Below are 15,712 nucleotides of genomic sequence, written 5' to 3'. Positions count from 1 at the left end.
GGCGCCGGAGATGATCCGGCGCCCGTTTCTTTTTGTGCGTCCGTTGCCGCCTTTCGGTGCCCGGCGACCATGCCGGACACCTTGCGTTGCCGCTGGTTCAGTTCAGCGGAACGGGTTTTTCGTCCAGCACCCGCGGGGGAGCGGATTTCTGCAGGCTGGTGACCGTTGCCGCATCGACGGGGGAGGCGTTGTTCCCCCCAGGCGCCACGGATGAATGTCACCACGTCCGCGATCTGCTGTGCGCTGAGCATCTGGCTGTAGGACGGCATGACGAAGGCCGATGGTGCCTTGGTCATGCCCGGAAGGGCCGCACCGCTCTGGACGACATGGACCAGGGAATCCGGCTGGTCGCTCATGACCACCGGGTTGCCGGCGAGCGGCGGGAAGGCCGGAGCGTAGCCGTGGCCGTCCGTGCGATGGCAGGCGGCGCAATGATCGACATACACCTTGGCCCCGCGGGCCGAGGCATCGCCGTGCTGCAGGGCGGTCGCGGCCGCTGGGTCGTACTGCCATGCCGCCACGTTCGGGCTGTTGGGCTGTAGAGAGCGGAGATACTGCGCCATGGCGTGCAGGTCTTCCACGGTGAGATGCTGCGTGCCGTGATAGACGGCGTCGGTCATGCCGCCGAACGATTCGCCTTTCAGGTTCCGCCCGGTGGACAGGAACGCGACGATGTCATCCTCGGACCAGGAAGCCAGGCCGGTGCGCTGGTCCTGGCGCAGGCTGGTCGGCACGAAACCGTCGATCGGCGCGCCGCCCGACAGGAACGCCGTGCCCGAACTGGCGGACAGGGCCTTTTCCTGCAAGGCGATGCCGCGCGGAGAATGGCAGGCGCCGCAATGGCCGGGGCCTTCCACCAGATAGGCGCCGCGCGCGATGGCGGGCGTGGGGAAGGTGCGATTGACGTCCTTCTGTGCCGAGGCGACGGAGGGGGCGAAGACCGCGCGCCAGAAAATCATCGGCCAGCGCATCGACATGGGCCAGGGGATGCCGTTGGCGGGGGCCGCCTGGGCGACCGGCTGCACGCCTTTCATAAAATAGATGTAGAGCGCGTGGATGTCGCTGTCGCTCATGCGGGCATAGGACGGGAACGGCATGGCCGGATAGAGGCTGGCGCCGTCCTTGCGGACGCCCTCACGCACCGCGCGGGCGAACTCGGCCTCGGAATAGGTGCCGATGCCATGAGCCGGGTCGGGCGAGATGTTGGATGAGTAGATCGATCCAATAGGGAGCTTGAATTCCATGCCGCCCCCGTAGGGCTTGCCGCCCTTGATGGTGTGGCAGGCACTGCAATCCGAGGCTTCCGCGACGTAGCGCCCCTTGGCGACCAGATCCGCCGATGCGTCCGCGCGTGCCTGCGGCATGTGGCCAAGCACGAGAAGGGCGGCGGCGCCAAGTGCGGTCGTGAAGGAGAACGTGCAGTGTTTCATGCTTGCACCATGGGGCCGGGGTTTTTCAGATAGGTCGTGCGGATGTGATAGGCTGCCCAATAGGCAAGTGCGGCCACCATGCCGGTCGGGTTGTATCCCATGCCCTGCGGGAAGGCGCTGGCGCCGATGACGAAGACGTTCGAGACGTCCCAGCTTTGCAGGTAGCGGTTGATGGCGCTGGTCTTCGGGTCGGCACCCATGACGGCGCCGCCGCCCAGATGCGTCGTCTGATAGCGGCGGGTATCGAAGACGTCGTTGGCGTGGAGCGTGCCCAGCGCGTAGCGCGTCGCGCCGAGTTCCTTCATGATGGGCTCGATCTTGCTCACCACGTACTGGTTCATCCGGATGTCGTTGTCCTTCCAGGTGAAGGTCATCCGGAGCAGGGGCTGGCCGTAGGCGTTCTTGTAGGTCGGATCGAGGTCGAGATAGATGTCCCGATACGCCATGTTGCTGCCGTGGGCATCGATCGTGAGCGAATGGCGGTAGGTTTCCACCATCGCGTCCTTGTAGCCTTCGCCCCAGGTCGGGGCCTTGCCGCCGGGGCCGCCGATGGCGGCGGCGATCGGCTTGACGCCGGCCTGGTTGACCCACACGGGCGAGCCGCCCACGAAGCCGAGCGGGCCGTGGTCGAAATTCATGCTGTTGAAATCGTCGATGGCGACACCCGCGCCGCCGGCGCCGACGAACAGGTTGGTGTACTGCTTGGAGGGCAGCCAGGCGCGGGACGTCGTGATGGTCTGGTACACGAAGTTCCGTCCGATCGTGCCCGTGTTCTTGACCGGGTCATAGGGCTCGCCGATGCCGGAGAGCAGCATGAGATGGACGTTGTGGAACTGGAAGGCGCTGATGATGACCAGATCGGCCTTGAGCTGGACCTCCTGGTTGGTGCGCAGATCGAGATAGGTGACGCCCGTTGCCTTCTTGCCGTCGCTGTCGAGATCGACCTTCAGGACATGGGCCTTGGTGATCAGCGTGAATTTCGGGTCCTGGCGCAGGGCGGGCAGGATGTTCACGTTGGGCGACGCTTTGGAATACATGTAGCAATCGTACCCGCTGCAATATCCGCAGAAATTGCATGGCCCCATCTGCACGCCATAGGGGTTGGTATATTGGGCCGAGGCGTTGGCCGCCGGCAGGGAGTAGGGGTGGTACCCTACATTGGCCGCCGCCTTCTTGAAGATGCTGGCGGAATAGACGTCTTTCATCGCCGGCAGGGGAAAGGCGTCGGAGCGGTCCGGGGCGAAGGGGTTGCCGGTGCCGGCGACCTTGCCCTTGATGGTGTAGGGTTCGCCCGACGTGCCGAAGACCTTTTCCGCCTTGTCGAAGAACGGCTCCAGTTCTTCATAGGTCACGTCGTAATCCTGAAGGTTCATGCCTTCGGGGATGAAGTTCTTGCCGTATTTGGCAATGACGTTGGTGCGCAGCGCCAGGTCGTCGGGCGCGACGCGGAAATGGACCCCAGACCAGTGCAGGCCGGCACCGCCGACGCCTTCGCCGGGGAGGAAGGCGGCAAGGCGGCGATAGGGCACCGCGACCTGGTCGGTCGTATTGCGAATGGTGACCGTCGACTGGGAAAGATTCTGGAACAGGCGGTGGCGGATGGCGCCGCGAAGTTCGTCGATGGAGGTGGGGTAATCGCCCTCCACGGCCGTCGCGCGATCTTCCCCGCGTTCCAGAATGGTGACCGAGAGGCCGGCCTCGGTCAGTTCCTTGGCAAGAATCGATCCTGCCCAGCCTGCGCCGATCACGATGGCGTCGGTCTTCTTCGTGGTCATGATATGAAAATCCTTAGGCTGTTTCGCCGGAAATCGAGACGGGTCCGAACGGGTAGGCGGCGCCTTCCTGGTTGACCCAGTCCATGAAATCCGCGCGGGCGCCGGGGAAGCCGAGCAGCGTCCAGCCGGCGAGGCCCTTGTTGCCGCCGTAGAGAGGATCGGAAAAAACGCCTTCGAGCGTGTTCTGGCGCAACTGCTCGAAGAGGAGATGTGCCGGAACGGCGCCCAGCGCCATCTCGCCGTGCTCGAACTCTTTCAGGACGGCCGTCTGCTCGGCGGCTTCGAGGTCGGCGAAGCTGCGGCCGTCATGGTGCGCGCGGACATAGGCGTCGGCGCCCGCGATGCCCTGGCGGTAGACTTCACGCGGGGGGAGGGAGAGCTGGTAGCCGAGATTGGCCGGCGCGCTGACGAAGGGGCCGGACATGTACCACAATTCGCCACGTCCATAGGCCGTGTCCATCTGACGGTCGATGAACTCGGGAGCGCCGAGGCCGCGCGCGCCGGGACCGTGGGCATCGGTCGGGTAGATCCGCTCGCACGCCGCGTTCAGGAAGCGCCATTCCTCCTTGTTGAAATAGCGCGGGGCATAGGGGCCTGCATTGCCGACGGCGAGCGCATCGGCCCAGACCTTGTGGTCGCTGTAAAGCCAGAACGACGCGGACCCCAGGAGGCCGCCGATGAAGTGGCGCCGGGTCGGTGAGGGCATTTTCATTGTGGACTCCATCTAATAAAAAATACACACGGTGGGTTTTTGATGACGCTCAGCAGATGTCTCTGTGTATAGGGCGCCATGCTCGCGAAATTTTTATGCGTCTTTCGATATTAAGCTCCTTTTCGTTGGTCTGTTTTTGTTTTTGTCTTCCTTGGGGATCGTTCTGACCATGATCAACACTTCCGATGTCTCTGTGGGGAGGGGGAATGCCCCTTTGCGGATGACCGGAGCTATGGGATGATCGCCGGACGAAGAAGTGACTGTCTGAAATGCATCGCTTGAATGCTCATGGCCCGTCGCGATCAGAGGAGAGAGGCTGGTGAGCACAGGCGGCAGTCAGAAAAGGGTGAATCTGCAGTCGGTTGCCGAAGAAGCCGGGGTTTCGCGGGCGACCGCCTCGCTGGTGTTGCGGGAAAGCCCCCTTGTTTCGGCCGAAACGCGCAAGCGCGTGATCGCGGCCATGCACAAGCTTGGCTACATCTACAACCGGGGCGCCGCCAATCTCCGGCGGCAGAGGACCGGCACGATCGGCGTGGTGCTGTGCAATATCGGCAGCCCCTTCTACAGCAAGCTGCTGATCGGCATTGATGAAGTCTTCGTCGATGCCGGGATCGTGGCGTTGCTGGTCAACAGCGCCGAGAACACCGAACGGCAGATGCGCCAGATCTGGCGCCTGCGGGAACATGGCGTGGATGGGCTGATCATCTGTCCGGCGGTGGGAAGTGATGAAACGCTCCTTTCCGAAATCGAGAAAACGGGTCTGCCTTACGTGCAGGTGCTGCGCCACGTGTCCCCGACTGCCGGCGATTACGTGGGGCCGGATTACGCCGGGGGCACCGACCTGGCGGTTTCGCATCTGGTGCGGCATGGACGCAGGAAAATCGCCTTTCTGGGCGGAGACCGCGTGCACTCGGCGGCCTGCGAGCGGCTGGAAGGCTTCCAGCGCGCGCTCAGGCGTCATCGTCTGGAAAGCGACCTGATCATACCGACGGACCTTGACAATCTGTCCGATTTCGGTTCGCTGGAAAGCCTTATGGCGTCCGCGTCCCCGCCGGATGCCGCGATCTGCTACAACGACATGGTTGCGCTGTCGCTCATGGGGCGGCTGCTCTCCGAGGGGGAGTTGCCCGGTCGCGATTTCGCCGTGATCGGGGCCGATAACCTGCCGCAGGCCGCGACGTCCTTCCCCACGCTGACGACGATCGTGACGGACCCCGTCGGGGTGGGACGCAATGCCGCGCGGCTGCTGCTGGACCGGATTACGGAACCGCGTGCGTCCAGCATGCGTATTCTCGTATCGGGCCAGTTGATGGTCAGGGAAAGCTGCGGCGGCCCCCTGCCGTAAGAGCCTGTCTGCGCAGTCGGCCAGCCGGGCGAGCGTGTCGCGCAACGGCAGGGCCTGCGTGTATTTTTGAGCATGGGAACGGAGCGGCTCTGATGGGCGGCAGCCGCGAGGCGCAGGACATGCGCGTTGGATCGCCGGCAGGAGGACCTTGCCGACAGTCCGCAGGGCTGCGGGCCGTGTCCTGCCCGCCTGTACATATCCGTGCGTTACGCGATCGTTGGACACGCGAGGGTACGATGCCGCCCGGTTGGGCGGCATTGTGCCGAAACGATCAGATACGGACGGAACCGTCATGCGCAAATATCCGCTTGGACCGATCTAAAAAAAGGAGACATAGGACTTAAAGCCCAGCATCACGGAGTTCCGCAATCCCTTTTGGCCGTTGGGGTTCATATAGTACTGAAAGTCCGGGCTGAAGGTCACGCCGCGCATAACATGTATGGAATAATCGAGTTCCAGCACCTGAGCATTCGTCTGAACACCCGTGGCATGGTTGGGCATGCCGGTATATTTGTCGGCGTTGACCATCGCCATGGTGGTGTCTCTCGTGCCCGGTGCGATGCTGACATATGAAAACGCGGCGCCCAGGATATCCTGGGGGCGGCCGGGGAAGAGGCCCTGGCTCATGAACGCGCCATAGACTTCGAAATCACGGACCGAGGTGTGGGGAGAGTTGTAGATATAGCCACCCATGAAGGTCAGGCCGCTGGTCTTGGGGCGGCCGGGATAGTTCATGATCTTCTGGTCGAACATGAAATATGTCTGCCATGAGGATTTCCGCATGAGCTGCTTGCCGCCATAGACATAATAGGACTGTCCGGCGGTGTTGTAGTAATTGTCGGCGCGTTGGACATCGTCGAAAACGAAGCCGAGTTTATAATGGCCGGGAAGGTCGTGGTCGGCGCCGAATTTCGGTTCCCACTGGGTTTCGACGGGGATTTCGTATCCGACGATGTTGGCGCCGTTCCATTTGAAGCCCGTGCGGTGCTGATAGTTCATGTAAATGCCGTTTTCCGCGAAATAGACGGCGGTCTGGACGTAAAGATCCTTACGGGGACGGCCCTTGAGGCGAAAGGCCCAGGTCGCGGCCGGATAACTGCCGTAAAAGGTGCTGTCCGCCGCCGCCTTGGGACGCCCGCAGAACGAATTGTTCTGGAAATTGCAGAAGAGCGGGCTGGAGGCGAAATCCGACATCTGGGACATGCGGCCGCCGGCGATCAGGAGCCTGCCCTTGTAGAGACTCTGCTCTCCGTACAGGGAGACAAGATGCACGACCACGTTGCCACCGCCGCCATAGATTTCCGAACTATGGGCGAGCCAGTCGCCGAACATGCGGTTGGCGGTCGTGCCGTAGCGGCCGACGGTGGTCATGTGCGTCATGAACCCCTTGATGCCCGCCAGCTGTTCCCAGTCCACGGTCAGGTTGGCCGAGTATTGGCCCGCGTTGCTCGAGCCCTGGCGATAGTTGCCGTAATGGGGACCGCGCGTGGGGGCCTGCAGCGCGCCCGCATATTCGTTGGTGTTGTCGAAATGAAAGCCAATGCCGCGCCGCTGGAGCCAGGGTGTGACGCCGAAAAGAGCGGGGAACAGGGCGGGGGGCCCCTTGGTGATGGGGGCCGGCTGCCCGCCCCGAGAGGCGAGGGGAGGAGACGGGTACGTCGTCAGGATGCCCGGCGGAATGGATGCCTGAGGGGGGGGCATTCTCTTGGACCGAGTTAAGTGGTGACGACGCATTCTGCTGCGGACCGAGATTCTGGTTTTGAGCCTGGCTCCGCTTCGTAGCTTTGGCCACCTTGGCGGTGCCTTGGGTGTCCTGTGCGAATGACGGGACGGTGTTTCCGGACAATTGGAGTAAGGTAAGAGTAGTAAGCGAAAAATTCCTGTATTTCCCGAAACTGAAGCAGGAACACTGTGCGATTTTTTGTTTATATACAGAGCCTGTCATCTGAAATCCTGTGACCTGAAGTGTATTATATACTTTGCACCTTATCCGAATAGCGCGGGGGCTCGGATAAAATACTCGATATCGTTAAGCCAGCGAGATGCCATACAATCGTCATGCTTCACAGATCATGCCAGATCACGAAAACCGTGATCAGGTATGTGCGGGTGGTGAATCATGAAATCCATTTTAGACCGATATAAAATCCTGACCGGTCGGGATTATGAAAAAAAATACATATTCTCATAAGGATGGCCGATTTTCCGAGTCTTTCTCGTGTGGCATGCGCGGGTTGGCGGCGGCGATCATGATACGGTGTTCACAATATAGTGATTTAGATCGATCTAGTGAAACTATGCCCGTGCATGGCAAAGGGCGCTCAAGACGTTAAGCGACACGACCCGAAAGGCGAGCCGGATGCTGCGACTCAAGAGTGCATCGACAAAGACCGTTTCCCGCGTTGCGTGCCGGCTGGTGTGCGGGTTCGTCGTCGGCCTGAACCTGCTGTCGGGGGTGGCTTTCGCGGAGACCCGCTCTGCCGGTGTGATTGCGCTGCCTCAGGCACGGGCGATGGCGCAGGCGGCGGAGAGCAAGGCGGTGGCGAATGGTACGGCCGTTGTCGTGTACGTGGTGGATGCGGGCGGGCGGACGATCCTGACCGAACGGATGGCGGATGCGCAGATTGCGAGCCTCGAACTGGCGGAACGCAAGGCGATCAGCGCGGTCTTTTACAAGCGCCCCTCCGCCGCATTCGAAACGGCGCTGACGGGTGGGAAAATGGCCGTGCTGGCCTTGCCGCATGCCATGCCGGCTGCTGGTGGAATACCGATTTTTCATGATGGCCGTCTGATCGGCGCCATTGGGGTGAGCGGAGGAAACAACGCTCAGGATGAGCAGGCGGCGGAAGCCGGCCTGGCAGCGATGAAAGAGTGAGCGGGCATTCCGGACGGTTTTTCACGGGGCAGGATTCGTGGATCGGATCGCCCGCCCTTCCGTTGCGAAACCGTCTTGTCCTCGGCCATCCCGATGCGTGTTCTGGAGAAAAGTGAGGCATGAACAGAAATAGTGACGTGAACGGCGACGGGTCCGCCCGGAAACCCGGAGTGAGTCGCCGCTCGCTCATGCTGGGGACGGTCGTTGCCGGCTTTTCGGCAGCTTTCGGCGAGTTCGGGTTCTCCGGCGATGTCGCGCATGCCGCGACGGTCGATGATGCGACGTTCCTGTCGGTCTCTCGTGCCATTACCGGGCATTCGGAATTGCATCCGGTCATCGCGCGCCGCCTGTTTGCGGCGATGCAGAAGACGTTTCCGGATTATGCCGCAAAGATACAGGCACTTTCCGGTCTGGTTGCCCAGGGGGGTACGCCCCGGGAGATTCTGGACCGTGCCGGCGACCTGAAGGATGACCTGCTGGCCCTGAACGCGGCCTGGTATACCGGCTCGGTGCAGGACAAGACGAATGCGCCGACGGTCGCTTACTATGATGCGCTGATGTACCAGCCGACGCGCGATGGGCTGCCGGTTCCGACCTATTGCTTCGATCGTCCGGGCTGGTGGACGGAGACGCCGCCGCCGCTGGGGATTCCCGTTCATGCGCCGCTGCCGGCCACGCCGCCGGCTCCGATGCCGCAGGGTGCGGGCGTCGAAGGCAAGGCGCCCCGGCAGACGCCGCCGCTGGGGACCATTCCCCCGTCATCTCCCCCTCATTCTCCGTTGCCGCACAGGGAGCAATAAATCGTGGCCAAACCAGAATTTTCCCAGTCCGGCGACGTTTCGGCCGATGTCGTCGTCGTCGGTTCGGGGGTCGTGGGCGGCATGATCGCGAACGAACTGGCGGCCGCTGGTCGCTCGGTCGTCATTCTCGAAGCCGGCCTGCGCCTCAAGCGGGAAGAGTATGTCGAAAACTGGCGGAACATGTCGTTTCATAACCGCCTGCATTCCGATTTCCAGGGGCTTTATCCGCAATCTCCGCTGGCCCAGGCGCCGCTGTATTTTCCTGCCAACGATTATGTCGGTCTGTCCGGTCCCAATGGTTCGGCGTTCAAGCAGGGGTATCTGCGGACGGTCGGTGGCACGACCTGGCACTGGGCGGCGTCCTGCTGGCGGCATCTGCCCGCCGATTTCGAGATGAAATCGCGTTATGGCGTCGGCCGGGACTGGGCGATTTCCTATAACGAGCTTGAGCCGTACTATTGCCGCGCGGAAGAGGAGATGGGCGTTTCCGGCCCGCATGACGTTTCCCTCCAGTCGCCTCCGGAACGGAGCCGGCCTTATCCCCGCGACATGATCCCCTTCGGCTATGGCGATCGGCGGGTGGCGGAGATTGTGAATCCGCACGGTTTTCATCTTGTGCCCATTCCGCAGGGGCGCAGCATGGAGCCTTTCGGCGACCGTCCGTCGTGCTGCGGCAACAACAACTGCCAGCCCATCTGCCCGATCGGCGCCATGTATAACGGCATCCAGCATATCGACCGCGCGGAAGCCAATGGAGCCGTGACGCTCGCCGAAGCCGTCGTCTACCGGATGGATACGGACGAGAACAACCGGATTACGGCCGTCTACTGGTATGATGCGCACCGCCAGTCGCACAAGGCGACCGGCAAGACGTTCGTGCTGGCGTGCAACGGGATCGAGACGCCCCGTCTGCTGCTGCTGGCGGCCAATGCCCGCAACCCGAACGGCATTGCCAATTCGTCCGACCAGGTCGGCCGGAACATGATGGACCATTCGGGCGTGCATGCGTCGTTCCTGGCCAACGAGCCGCTCTGGTTCGGGCGCGGGCCGGCGCAGAGCAGTTGCATCGTCGGGCCGCGGGACGGTGGGTTCCGCAGCGAGTATTCCGCGAACAAGATGATCCTGAACAATATCAGCCGTGTTGCGCCGGCGACCCAGCAGGCGCTGGCGCTCGGGCTGGTTGGCCAGGAACTGGATGACGAGATCCGCCGTCGCGCGGCGTGCGGTGTCGATCTGTCGATCAGCCTGGAGCCGTTGCCTGACCCCAATAACCGGCTGACCCTGAGCAGCACGCGCAAGGACCCGCTGGGTCTGGCATGCCCGGACATTCATTATGATGTCGGCGATTATGTTCGCAAGGGACTGGAATCGGTCAACGAGCAGGTCAAGCAGATCGCGGGTCTTCTGGGCGGCACCGAGCTGCGCATCACGACCGATTACAACGCGAACAATCACATCATGGGCGGCACGATCATGGGAAAGAATCCCAAGGATTCGGTCGTCGACGGTGATTGCCGCGCCCACGACCACCCCAACCTCTGGCTGCCTGGCGGCGGGGCGATGCCTTCGGCCAGCGTGGTGAACACGACGCTGAGCATGGCGGCCCTCGGCCTGAAGGCGGCCGACTCCATCAAAGCGGATTTCGAAAAGGGACGGGCATGATGCAGAGTTCCAGGAAGGTGCGGGAACTGGCCGGTCATCTCGGACTGGCCGCCGCAGCGCTGGTATTGTCCTGCTCTGTCGTTCGGGCGCAGGTGCCGGAGCCGAATGAGGCCATTGCCCAGCGCGGGCACTATCTTGCCGTCGCGGCGGATTGCGCCGCCTGCCATACGGCGCCGGGTGGCGGAAAGCCGTTTGCCGGTGGCTATGGAATCGCATCGCCCCTGGGCTCGATCTATGCCACCAACATCACGCCTTCGAAGACGTACGGCATCGGCGCCTATACCGAGGCGCAGTTTGCCCGCGCGTTGCGCGAGGGGATTCGTGGCGATGGCGCGCATCTTTATCCCGCGATGCCATACACGTCGTACACCAAGCTGACCGACGAAGACATTCACGCGCTGTATGTCTATTTCATGACCGACGTGAAGCCGGTCGAGGCGAAGGCGCGGGAGACGGCGCTGCCGTTCCCGTACAATATTCGCGCCAGCATGGCGTTCTGGAACCTGCTCTTCCTGGACGATACGCGCTTCAAGCCGGAGCCGGGCAAGTCGGCGGAAGTCAATCGCGGGCATTACCTGTCCTACGCGCTGGCGCATTGCGATACCTGCCACACGCCGCGCAATGCGATGATGGCCGAGATCGGCAGCAAGGCTCTGGGCGGCGCATCGCTGGCGTCGTGGTATGCGCCCAATATTACGTCCGATCAGAAAAGTGGTGTCGGGTCCTGGAGCGATGATGACCTCGCCCGGTACCTGAAGACCGGCGACGTGCCTGGGAAGGCCCAGGCCGGCGGTCCGATGGCGGAGGCTGTGGAGCACAGTTTCCAATATCTCGACGACAGCGATATTCGCGCGATCGTTGCTTATATCAAGCAGGTTCCCGCGATTTCGGACAGCAGGGACACCGCGCCGCGCGATGCGTATGGCAAGGCTTCCGACCGCGAGACCGCCTATCGTGGGCTGGCGGAAAGCGGGATGAGCCGTGGGGAGCGCCTGTTTACCGGCGAATGCGCGGCCTGCCATCGCCCGACGGGCAAGGGCAGCCCCGATGGGTATTATCCGCAGCTCTTCCATAATACGGCTGTCGGCGCACCGATCGCGGATAACCTGATCTCGACGATCCTGATGGGCGTCAGGCGCGAAGTGGGCGGCCATACGGTTTATATGCCGGGCTTTGGCGAGGGCTCGTACGTGGATGCGCTCTCCGATCAGGACATTGCCGATATCAGCAACTATGTTGAGCAGGAATTCGGCAACCCGGCTGTGAAGGTCTCGGCGGATGACGTGAAGCTGATCCGCTCGGGTGGTCCCAAGCCGCTGATCGCGAAGCTCGGGGCCTTTGCCGTGCCGGGCATGATCGTCGGGGTTCTGGTCCTGGCCGGTCTTGTCGTGCTGGTTGTGCGCCGGGTCCGGAAGACACGTTGAAAGATAGGCCGGTTTCAGGGACTGATGGGTTGATATCGAAGATGCGCAACAAACTGACGCTTGCCTTTACGGCACTGCTTGCCATGTCCTCGCCGGTCTGCGCGCAGACGGTCGTTTCGGCCAATGACGGGCACTCCATTCTACAGAATGGGGTGCAGGTCCTGCCGAAGCCGCTGGTTCCCGACACGCTGTCCGTTCTGGAAAGGGCCGCGAACGGTGTTTGGGGTGTGCGGGCGAGCCTGAATGTGCCCGTAAGCGTGATCGGGCCGCCGACGGCGCTTGAATTCACGCATGACGGCAAGACCGTCCTGGTGTCCTCGGCGTCGAAGCCCGACGTGAAGACGAACAAGATCGTCCCCGATGATCGTATCAGCGTCGTGGACCTGTCCGGGGCGAAGCCCCGGCTGGTCCAGCAGGTGGCCTCCGCCGCCGGGGCGACCACGATGCGCTTTACCCCCGACGGACAGCATCTGCTGGTCGCCAATGGCAAGTCGGGCGTGTTGACGTGGTTTCGCTTCGACGGACACAGGCTTGGCGACCGCAAGGTCATCACGCTGCCGGTTTCGGGCTTTCCGGCCGGCATTGCGATCCTGCCGGATGGCAAGCGGGCGCTTGTGAGCCTGTGGCAGGCGGATCGGGTCTATCTGCTGCATATCGACGGCGACGCGATCTCCGTCGATCCCACGCCGCTGAACATCGCGCCCGGCCCGTGGAACATCCGGATGACGAAGGATGGGCATTACGCGGTCATGGGCATGCTGGGGCATGGGGAAGGACTGCCGGGTGCCCTGTCGGTGCTGGACCTGACGGCGTCGCCGATCCGGGAGGTTCAGCGCGTGACGGTGCCCAATGCGCCCGAGGGACTCGATATCTCCCCCGATGGGCAGTATGTCGCCGTCGTGTCGCAGAACGGTTCGGCGGTGCCGCCGACCTCGCCACGCTATCATCCCCGTGGCGTGGTGACGGTCCTGTCCCTGAAGGACGGGCAGTTGCACACGCTTGCCCAGGCGCCGGGAACATTGTGGCCGCAGGGACTGGCCTTTGCGCCCGATGGGAAGGAAATCCTCGTTCAGGGCGTCATGGATCGCAGCCTGCTGACGCTGGGCTGGGATGGCGAGAAACTGGAGCGGGTTGGCGAAGCGCCTCTGCCGGGCGGCGGCGCGGATCTGGCGCGCTCTTCGGCGGCGGAGTGACGAGCGGCCCGACACCCCGCCGATCGGCCTGACCGGTCGGCGGGGTGTCGGGCGACTGCCTACGGTGGCGTGGGCAGGGTTCGGGCCAGGCGGACGGCGGTTTGGCCCCGGCCGGGGCGCAGGTTGGGCATGACCAGCATGCAGTCTGGGTAGGGGGTCCGGATTTCGTCTGGGCCGTCCTGGGCCAGCAGGGTGCCCCGGCGGCGGATGATTTCGCCGCCCTGGAAGGGACGGACGAAGCGGAAGCCCGGCGTTTCGGCCGTGACGATATCGGTGACCATCAACTGGCGGCTGGCGGCGGCCGGTGGTGCCGGTTCGACGGGCAGCAGGCCGCTATGCCGCAGCAGCGCGCGCACCGCGCTATCCGTCGTCTGGACCGTGTCGGCCGACCAGTGTGCGCCGGCCTCCAGCAGGCAGGCGGCGTAGGGGCCGGATGGGTCGGAAAACCGGTCATAATCGATCAGGCGCGGGCCGGCCTTGTGGCCGTGGTCGGAGACGACCAGCGGCGGGTTGCCGATCATCGTTGCCAGCCGGCGGCCGCTTTCGGTGGCGCCGGCCAGGATCAGCGGTGCGCCGGGCCAGAGCATGGAGTGCAGGTCCATCAGGATGTCGGCGGTTTCGATTACCGGCAGGATCGCCCGTGCCCGGTCCAGTTCCACCGAACGGCGCGGGCTGGACAGGATCTGCCGGCTCCAGACCCGGTTCATGTCTTCCTCGACGAAGCGGGAGGCGACCGGATTGGTCGGGGTGAAACGGGCGAATGCCTCCGGATTGGCGAAGATCAGCGACAGGCGGCCCCGTGTCGGGCGGACCCGCTCGCGCAGCAGGCGGTCCAGCACGATGGCGCCGGCGAACTCGTTGCCGTGGACGAGGGCCGTGAGCACGACATGGGGGCCGGGGCGGGGGGCCTCGTGATGCACCACGCCGGGAATGCCGCAATGATCGGTCAGCCACGGCGAGAGGTCGGGCGGCGTGATGTCCTGGGTGAAGGCGGGCAGCGCCTGCGGCGGGGGCGGCAGGATTTCGAGAAATTTCGGCCTGGCGCGTACGCGCGGGGACGCGCCGGGGCGGGACCCTGTGCCGCAGCTCATCCCGTCACGCGCCGCGCGTCCGGGCGGCAGGTGCCGGACAGGCCATCGTCATGCGCCATGGGAGCGGTCGGACAGGTCATGAAAATGATTTTATAGCGTCGCGCCGGACCTGCAATGCCATGGCGCGCCTGGGGCCTGTCCCGGCATGGGGGCTGGGTGTCGCCGCCTGCATTCCTGGGGCAGGCGGGCCGACGGGTGGTCAGGTAGGGTCGATGGCGGTGATTCTCGCGCTGGTCTGGCGTTCGATCTCGCGCAGCAACTGCCGTTCCTCGGGCGCGCAGAGCGACAGCGCGGTGCCGCGCCGTCCGGCGCGGGCGGTGCGGCCGATGCGGTGGATATAGGTCTCGGGCTGTTCGGGAATGTCGTAATTCACCACCAGCGTCACATCGTCGACGTCGATGCCGCGTGCCATCACGTCGGTGGCGACCAGCACCCGCAGCGTGCCGCGTCGGAACGTGGCGAGCGTGCGGTCGCGCTTGGCCTGGCTGTGGTCGCCATGGAGGGCCGCCGCGGAGAGGCCGGCGGATTCCAGCGCGCGGGCCACGCTGTCACTGGCCTGTTTGGTGCGGGTGAAGACCATGACCCTGTCCGGCGTGTCGCGCCTGAGCAGGGCGATCAGCGTCGCGTTCTTGCGTGCCGTCGCGACGAACGCGACCTGCTGGCGAATCCGGGGGGGGGGGGCGGTGGCCTCGGGCGGGGCGACGTGCAGCGGCCGGTGCAGCAGCCGGTGCGCCAGGGTGGCGACGGCGGGCGGCATGGTCGCGGAGAACAGCAGGGTCTGGTGCCGCGTCGGCAGGCGTTCGGCGATGGACTGGATGTCTTCGATGAAGCCCAGTTCCAGCATCCTGTCGGCCTCGTCCAGCACCAGGCAGGTGGTCTGGTCCAGGCTGATCGTGCCGTCGGCCAGGTGATCGAGCAGGCGGCCGGGGGTGGCGACCAGGATGTCGACGCCGCCGCGCAGGGCGCGGGTCTGGCGGTCCTTGGGGACGCCGCCGATGGCCAGTCCGATCATCAACTGGCAGCCATGGGCGCAGGTGCGGATGGCGGTCGCGGTCTGGCTGGCCAGTTCGCGGGTCGGCGACAGGATCAGTGTCCGCACCACGCCGGGGACGCCTTCCTGCACCGTCGCGGCGGGCTGGGGGGAGGCGAGCAGTTTCTGGACCAGCGGCAGGGCGAAGGCGGCGGTCTTGCCGCTGCCGGTGCGCGACAGGGCCTCGACATCCTTTCCGGCCAGGATCGGCGGGATTGCCAGGGCCTGGATCGGCGAGGGCGCGGCGTAGCCGGCGCGGGCGATATTGGCCAGGATTCGCTCCTGAAGGCCAAGCTGCGCGAAGGTGGGGGTGTCGGTGCTGGCGCTGTCGGCCGGGGAGGGCGTGTCGGTCATTCCATGAGGGGATACCGTGTG

At 64.1% G+C, this 15,712-nt stretch carries 11 protein-coding genes and 1 pseudogene; 6 read left to right on the top strand and 6 right to left on the bottom strand.

Going from position 1 to position 15,712, the window contains the following annotated elements; translation table 11 throughout:
* Positions 1–97: 97 nt before the first annotated feature.
* The 3 genes and pseudogenes from C7453_RS08855 to C7453_RS08845 all read right to left on the bottom strand — a co-directional run bounded on the left by C7453_RS08855 (position 98) and on the right by C7453_RS08845 (position 3,917).
* Positions 98–1,364: pseudogene (locus C7453_RS08855) on the bottom strand (c-type cytochrome).
* A gap of 62 nt (positions 1,365–1,426) precedes the next feature.
* Positions 1,427–3,205, bottom strand: a complete 1,779-nt coding sequence (locus C7453_RS08850; protein WP_114727190.1) for a GMC family oxidoreductase — start codon at positions 3,203–3,205, stop codon at positions 1,427–1,429.
* Between the two features lie 13 nt (positions 3,206–3,218).
* On the bottom strand, positions 3,219–3,917 hold the full coding sequence (locus C7453_RS08845; protein WP_245948940.1) for a gluconate 2-dehydrogenase subunit 3 family protein: 699 nt from the start codon (positions 3,915–3,917) through the stop codon (positions 3,219–3,221).
* A 346-nt stretch (positions 3,918–4,263) separates the two neighbouring features.
* On the opposite strand from C7453_RS08845, the gene C7453_RS08840 reads away from it, so the two are divergent.
* On the top strand, positions 4,264–5,262 hold the full coding sequence (locus C7453_RS08840; protein ID WP_245948939.1) for a LacI family DNA-binding transcriptional regulator: 999 nt from the start codon (positions 4,264–4,266) through the stop codon (positions 5,260–5,262).
* A 318-nt stretch (positions 5,263–5,580) separates the two neighbouring features.
* On the opposite strand, the gene C7453_RS08835 is transcribed toward C7453_RS08840, so the two are convergent.
* Entirely contained in the window at positions 5,581–6,963 is a 1,383-nt protein-coding gene (locus C7453_RS08835) for a carbohydrate porin (RefSeq protein WP_170143167.1), read from the bottom strand.
* A gap of 658 nt (positions 6,964–7,621) precedes the next feature.
* Between C7453_RS08835 and C7453_RS08830 the strand changes: the two genes are divergently transcribed.
* The 5 genes from C7453_RS08830 (at position 7,622) to C7453_RS08810 (ending at position 13,216) form a co-directional block, all read left to right on the top strand.
* Complete coding sequence (locus C7453_RS08830; protein WP_114727187.1) at positions 7,622–8,137, top strand: GlcG/HbpS family heme-binding protein; 516 nt, start codon at positions 7,622–7,624, stop codon at positions 8,135–8,137.
* 170 nt (positions 8,138–8,307) lie between these two features.
* On the top strand, positions 8,308–8,937 hold the full coding sequence (locus C7453_RS08825; RefSeq protein WP_245948938.1) for a sorbitol dehydrogenase family protein: 630 nt from the start codon (positions 8,308–8,310) through the stop codon (positions 8,935–8,937).
* Between the two features lie 3 nt (positions 8,938–8,940).
* The gene (locus C7453_RS08820; protein ID WP_114727185.1) at positions 8,941–10,599 is read left to right on the top strand and encodes a GMC family oxidoreductase; all 1,659 of its coding nucleotides are present in this window, start codon (positions 8,941–8,943) and stop codon (positions 10,597–10,599) included.
* On the top strand, positions 10,596–12,023 hold the full coding sequence (locus C7453_RS08815; RefSeq protein WP_245948937.1) for a cytochrome c: 1,428 nt from the start codon (positions 10,596–10,598) through the stop codon (positions 12,021–12,023). Before C7453_RS08820 ends, C7453_RS08815 begins: the two co-directional genes overlap by 4 nt.
* Before the next feature lie 41 nt (positions 12,024–12,064).
* Positions 12,065–13,216, top strand: a complete 1,152-nt coding sequence (locus tag C7453_RS08810; RefSeq protein WP_114727184.1) for a lactonase family protein — start codon at positions 12,065–12,067, stop codon at positions 13,214–13,216.
* A 59-nt stretch (positions 13,217–13,275) separates the two neighbouring features.
* Here the strand turns inward: C7453_RS08810 and C7453_RS08805 are convergent, their stop codons facing one another.
* Together C7453_RS08805 and C7453_RS08800 are read right to left on the bottom strand one after the other, a co-directional pair.
* A complete protein-coding gene (locus tag C7453_RS08805) occupies positions 13,276–14,307 on the bottom strand; it encodes a M14 family metallopeptidase (RefSeq protein ID WP_114727183.1) in 1,032 nt (343 codons plus the stop codon).
* Positions 14,308–14,506: 199 nt separating this feature from the next.
* Positions 14,507–15,691: a DEAD/DEAH box helicase gene (locus C7453_RS08800; RefSeq protein WP_114727182.1), complete on the bottom strand. Its 1,185-nt coding sequence runs from the start codon at positions 15,689–15,691 to the stop codon at positions 14,507–14,509.
* Positions 15,692–15,712: the final 21 nt, after the last annotated feature.

The organism is Gluconacetobacter liquefaciens (assembly GCF_003350405.1).
GTDB classification, from domain to species: domain Bacteria; phylum Pseudomonadota; class Alphaproteobacteria; order Acetobacterales; family Acetobacteraceae; genus Gluconacetobacter; species Gluconacetobacter liquefaciens.
Note: the sequence above shows the minus strand (reverse complement) of the source record. Positions and strands in the feature narration are given on the sequence as shown.

What these genes read in the sequence shown, in the direction of transcription:
- C7453_RS08850 (WP_114727190.1), bottom strand. Translation starts at nt 3,205, where the DNA reads ATGACCACGAAGAAGACCGACGCCATCGTGATCGGCGCAGGCTGGGCA.
- C7453_RS08845 (WP_245948940.1), bottom strand. Translation starts at nt 3,917, where the DNA reads ATGAAAATGCCCTCACCGACCCGGCGCCACTTCATCGGCGGCCTCCTG.
- C7453_RS08835 (WP_170143167.1), bottom strand. Translation starts at nt 6,963, where the DNA reads ATGCCCCCCCCTCAGGCATCCATTCCGCCGGGCATCCTGACGACGTAC.
- C7453_RS08830 (WP_114727187.1), top strand. Translation starts at nt 7,622, where the DNA reads ATGCTGCGACTCAAGAGTGCATCGACAAAGACCGTTTCCCGCGTTGCG.
- C7453_RS08815 (WP_245948937.1), top strand. Translation starts at nt 10,596, where the DNA reads ATGATGCAGAGTTCCAGGAAGGTGCGGGAACTGGCCGGTCATCTCGGA.
- C7453_RS08810 (WP_114727184.1), top strand. Translation starts at nt 12,065, where the DNA reads ATGCGCAACAAACTGACGCTTGCCTTTACGGCACTGCTTGCCATGTCC.
- C7453_RS08805 (WP_114727183.1), bottom strand. Translation starts at nt 14,307, where the DNA reads ATGAGCTGCGGCACAGGGTCCCGCCCCGGCGCGTCCCCGCGCGTACGC.
- C7453_RS08800 (WP_114727182.1), bottom strand. Translation starts at nt 15,691, where the DNA reads ATGACCGACACGCCCTCCCCGGCCGACAGCGCCAGCACCGACACCCCC.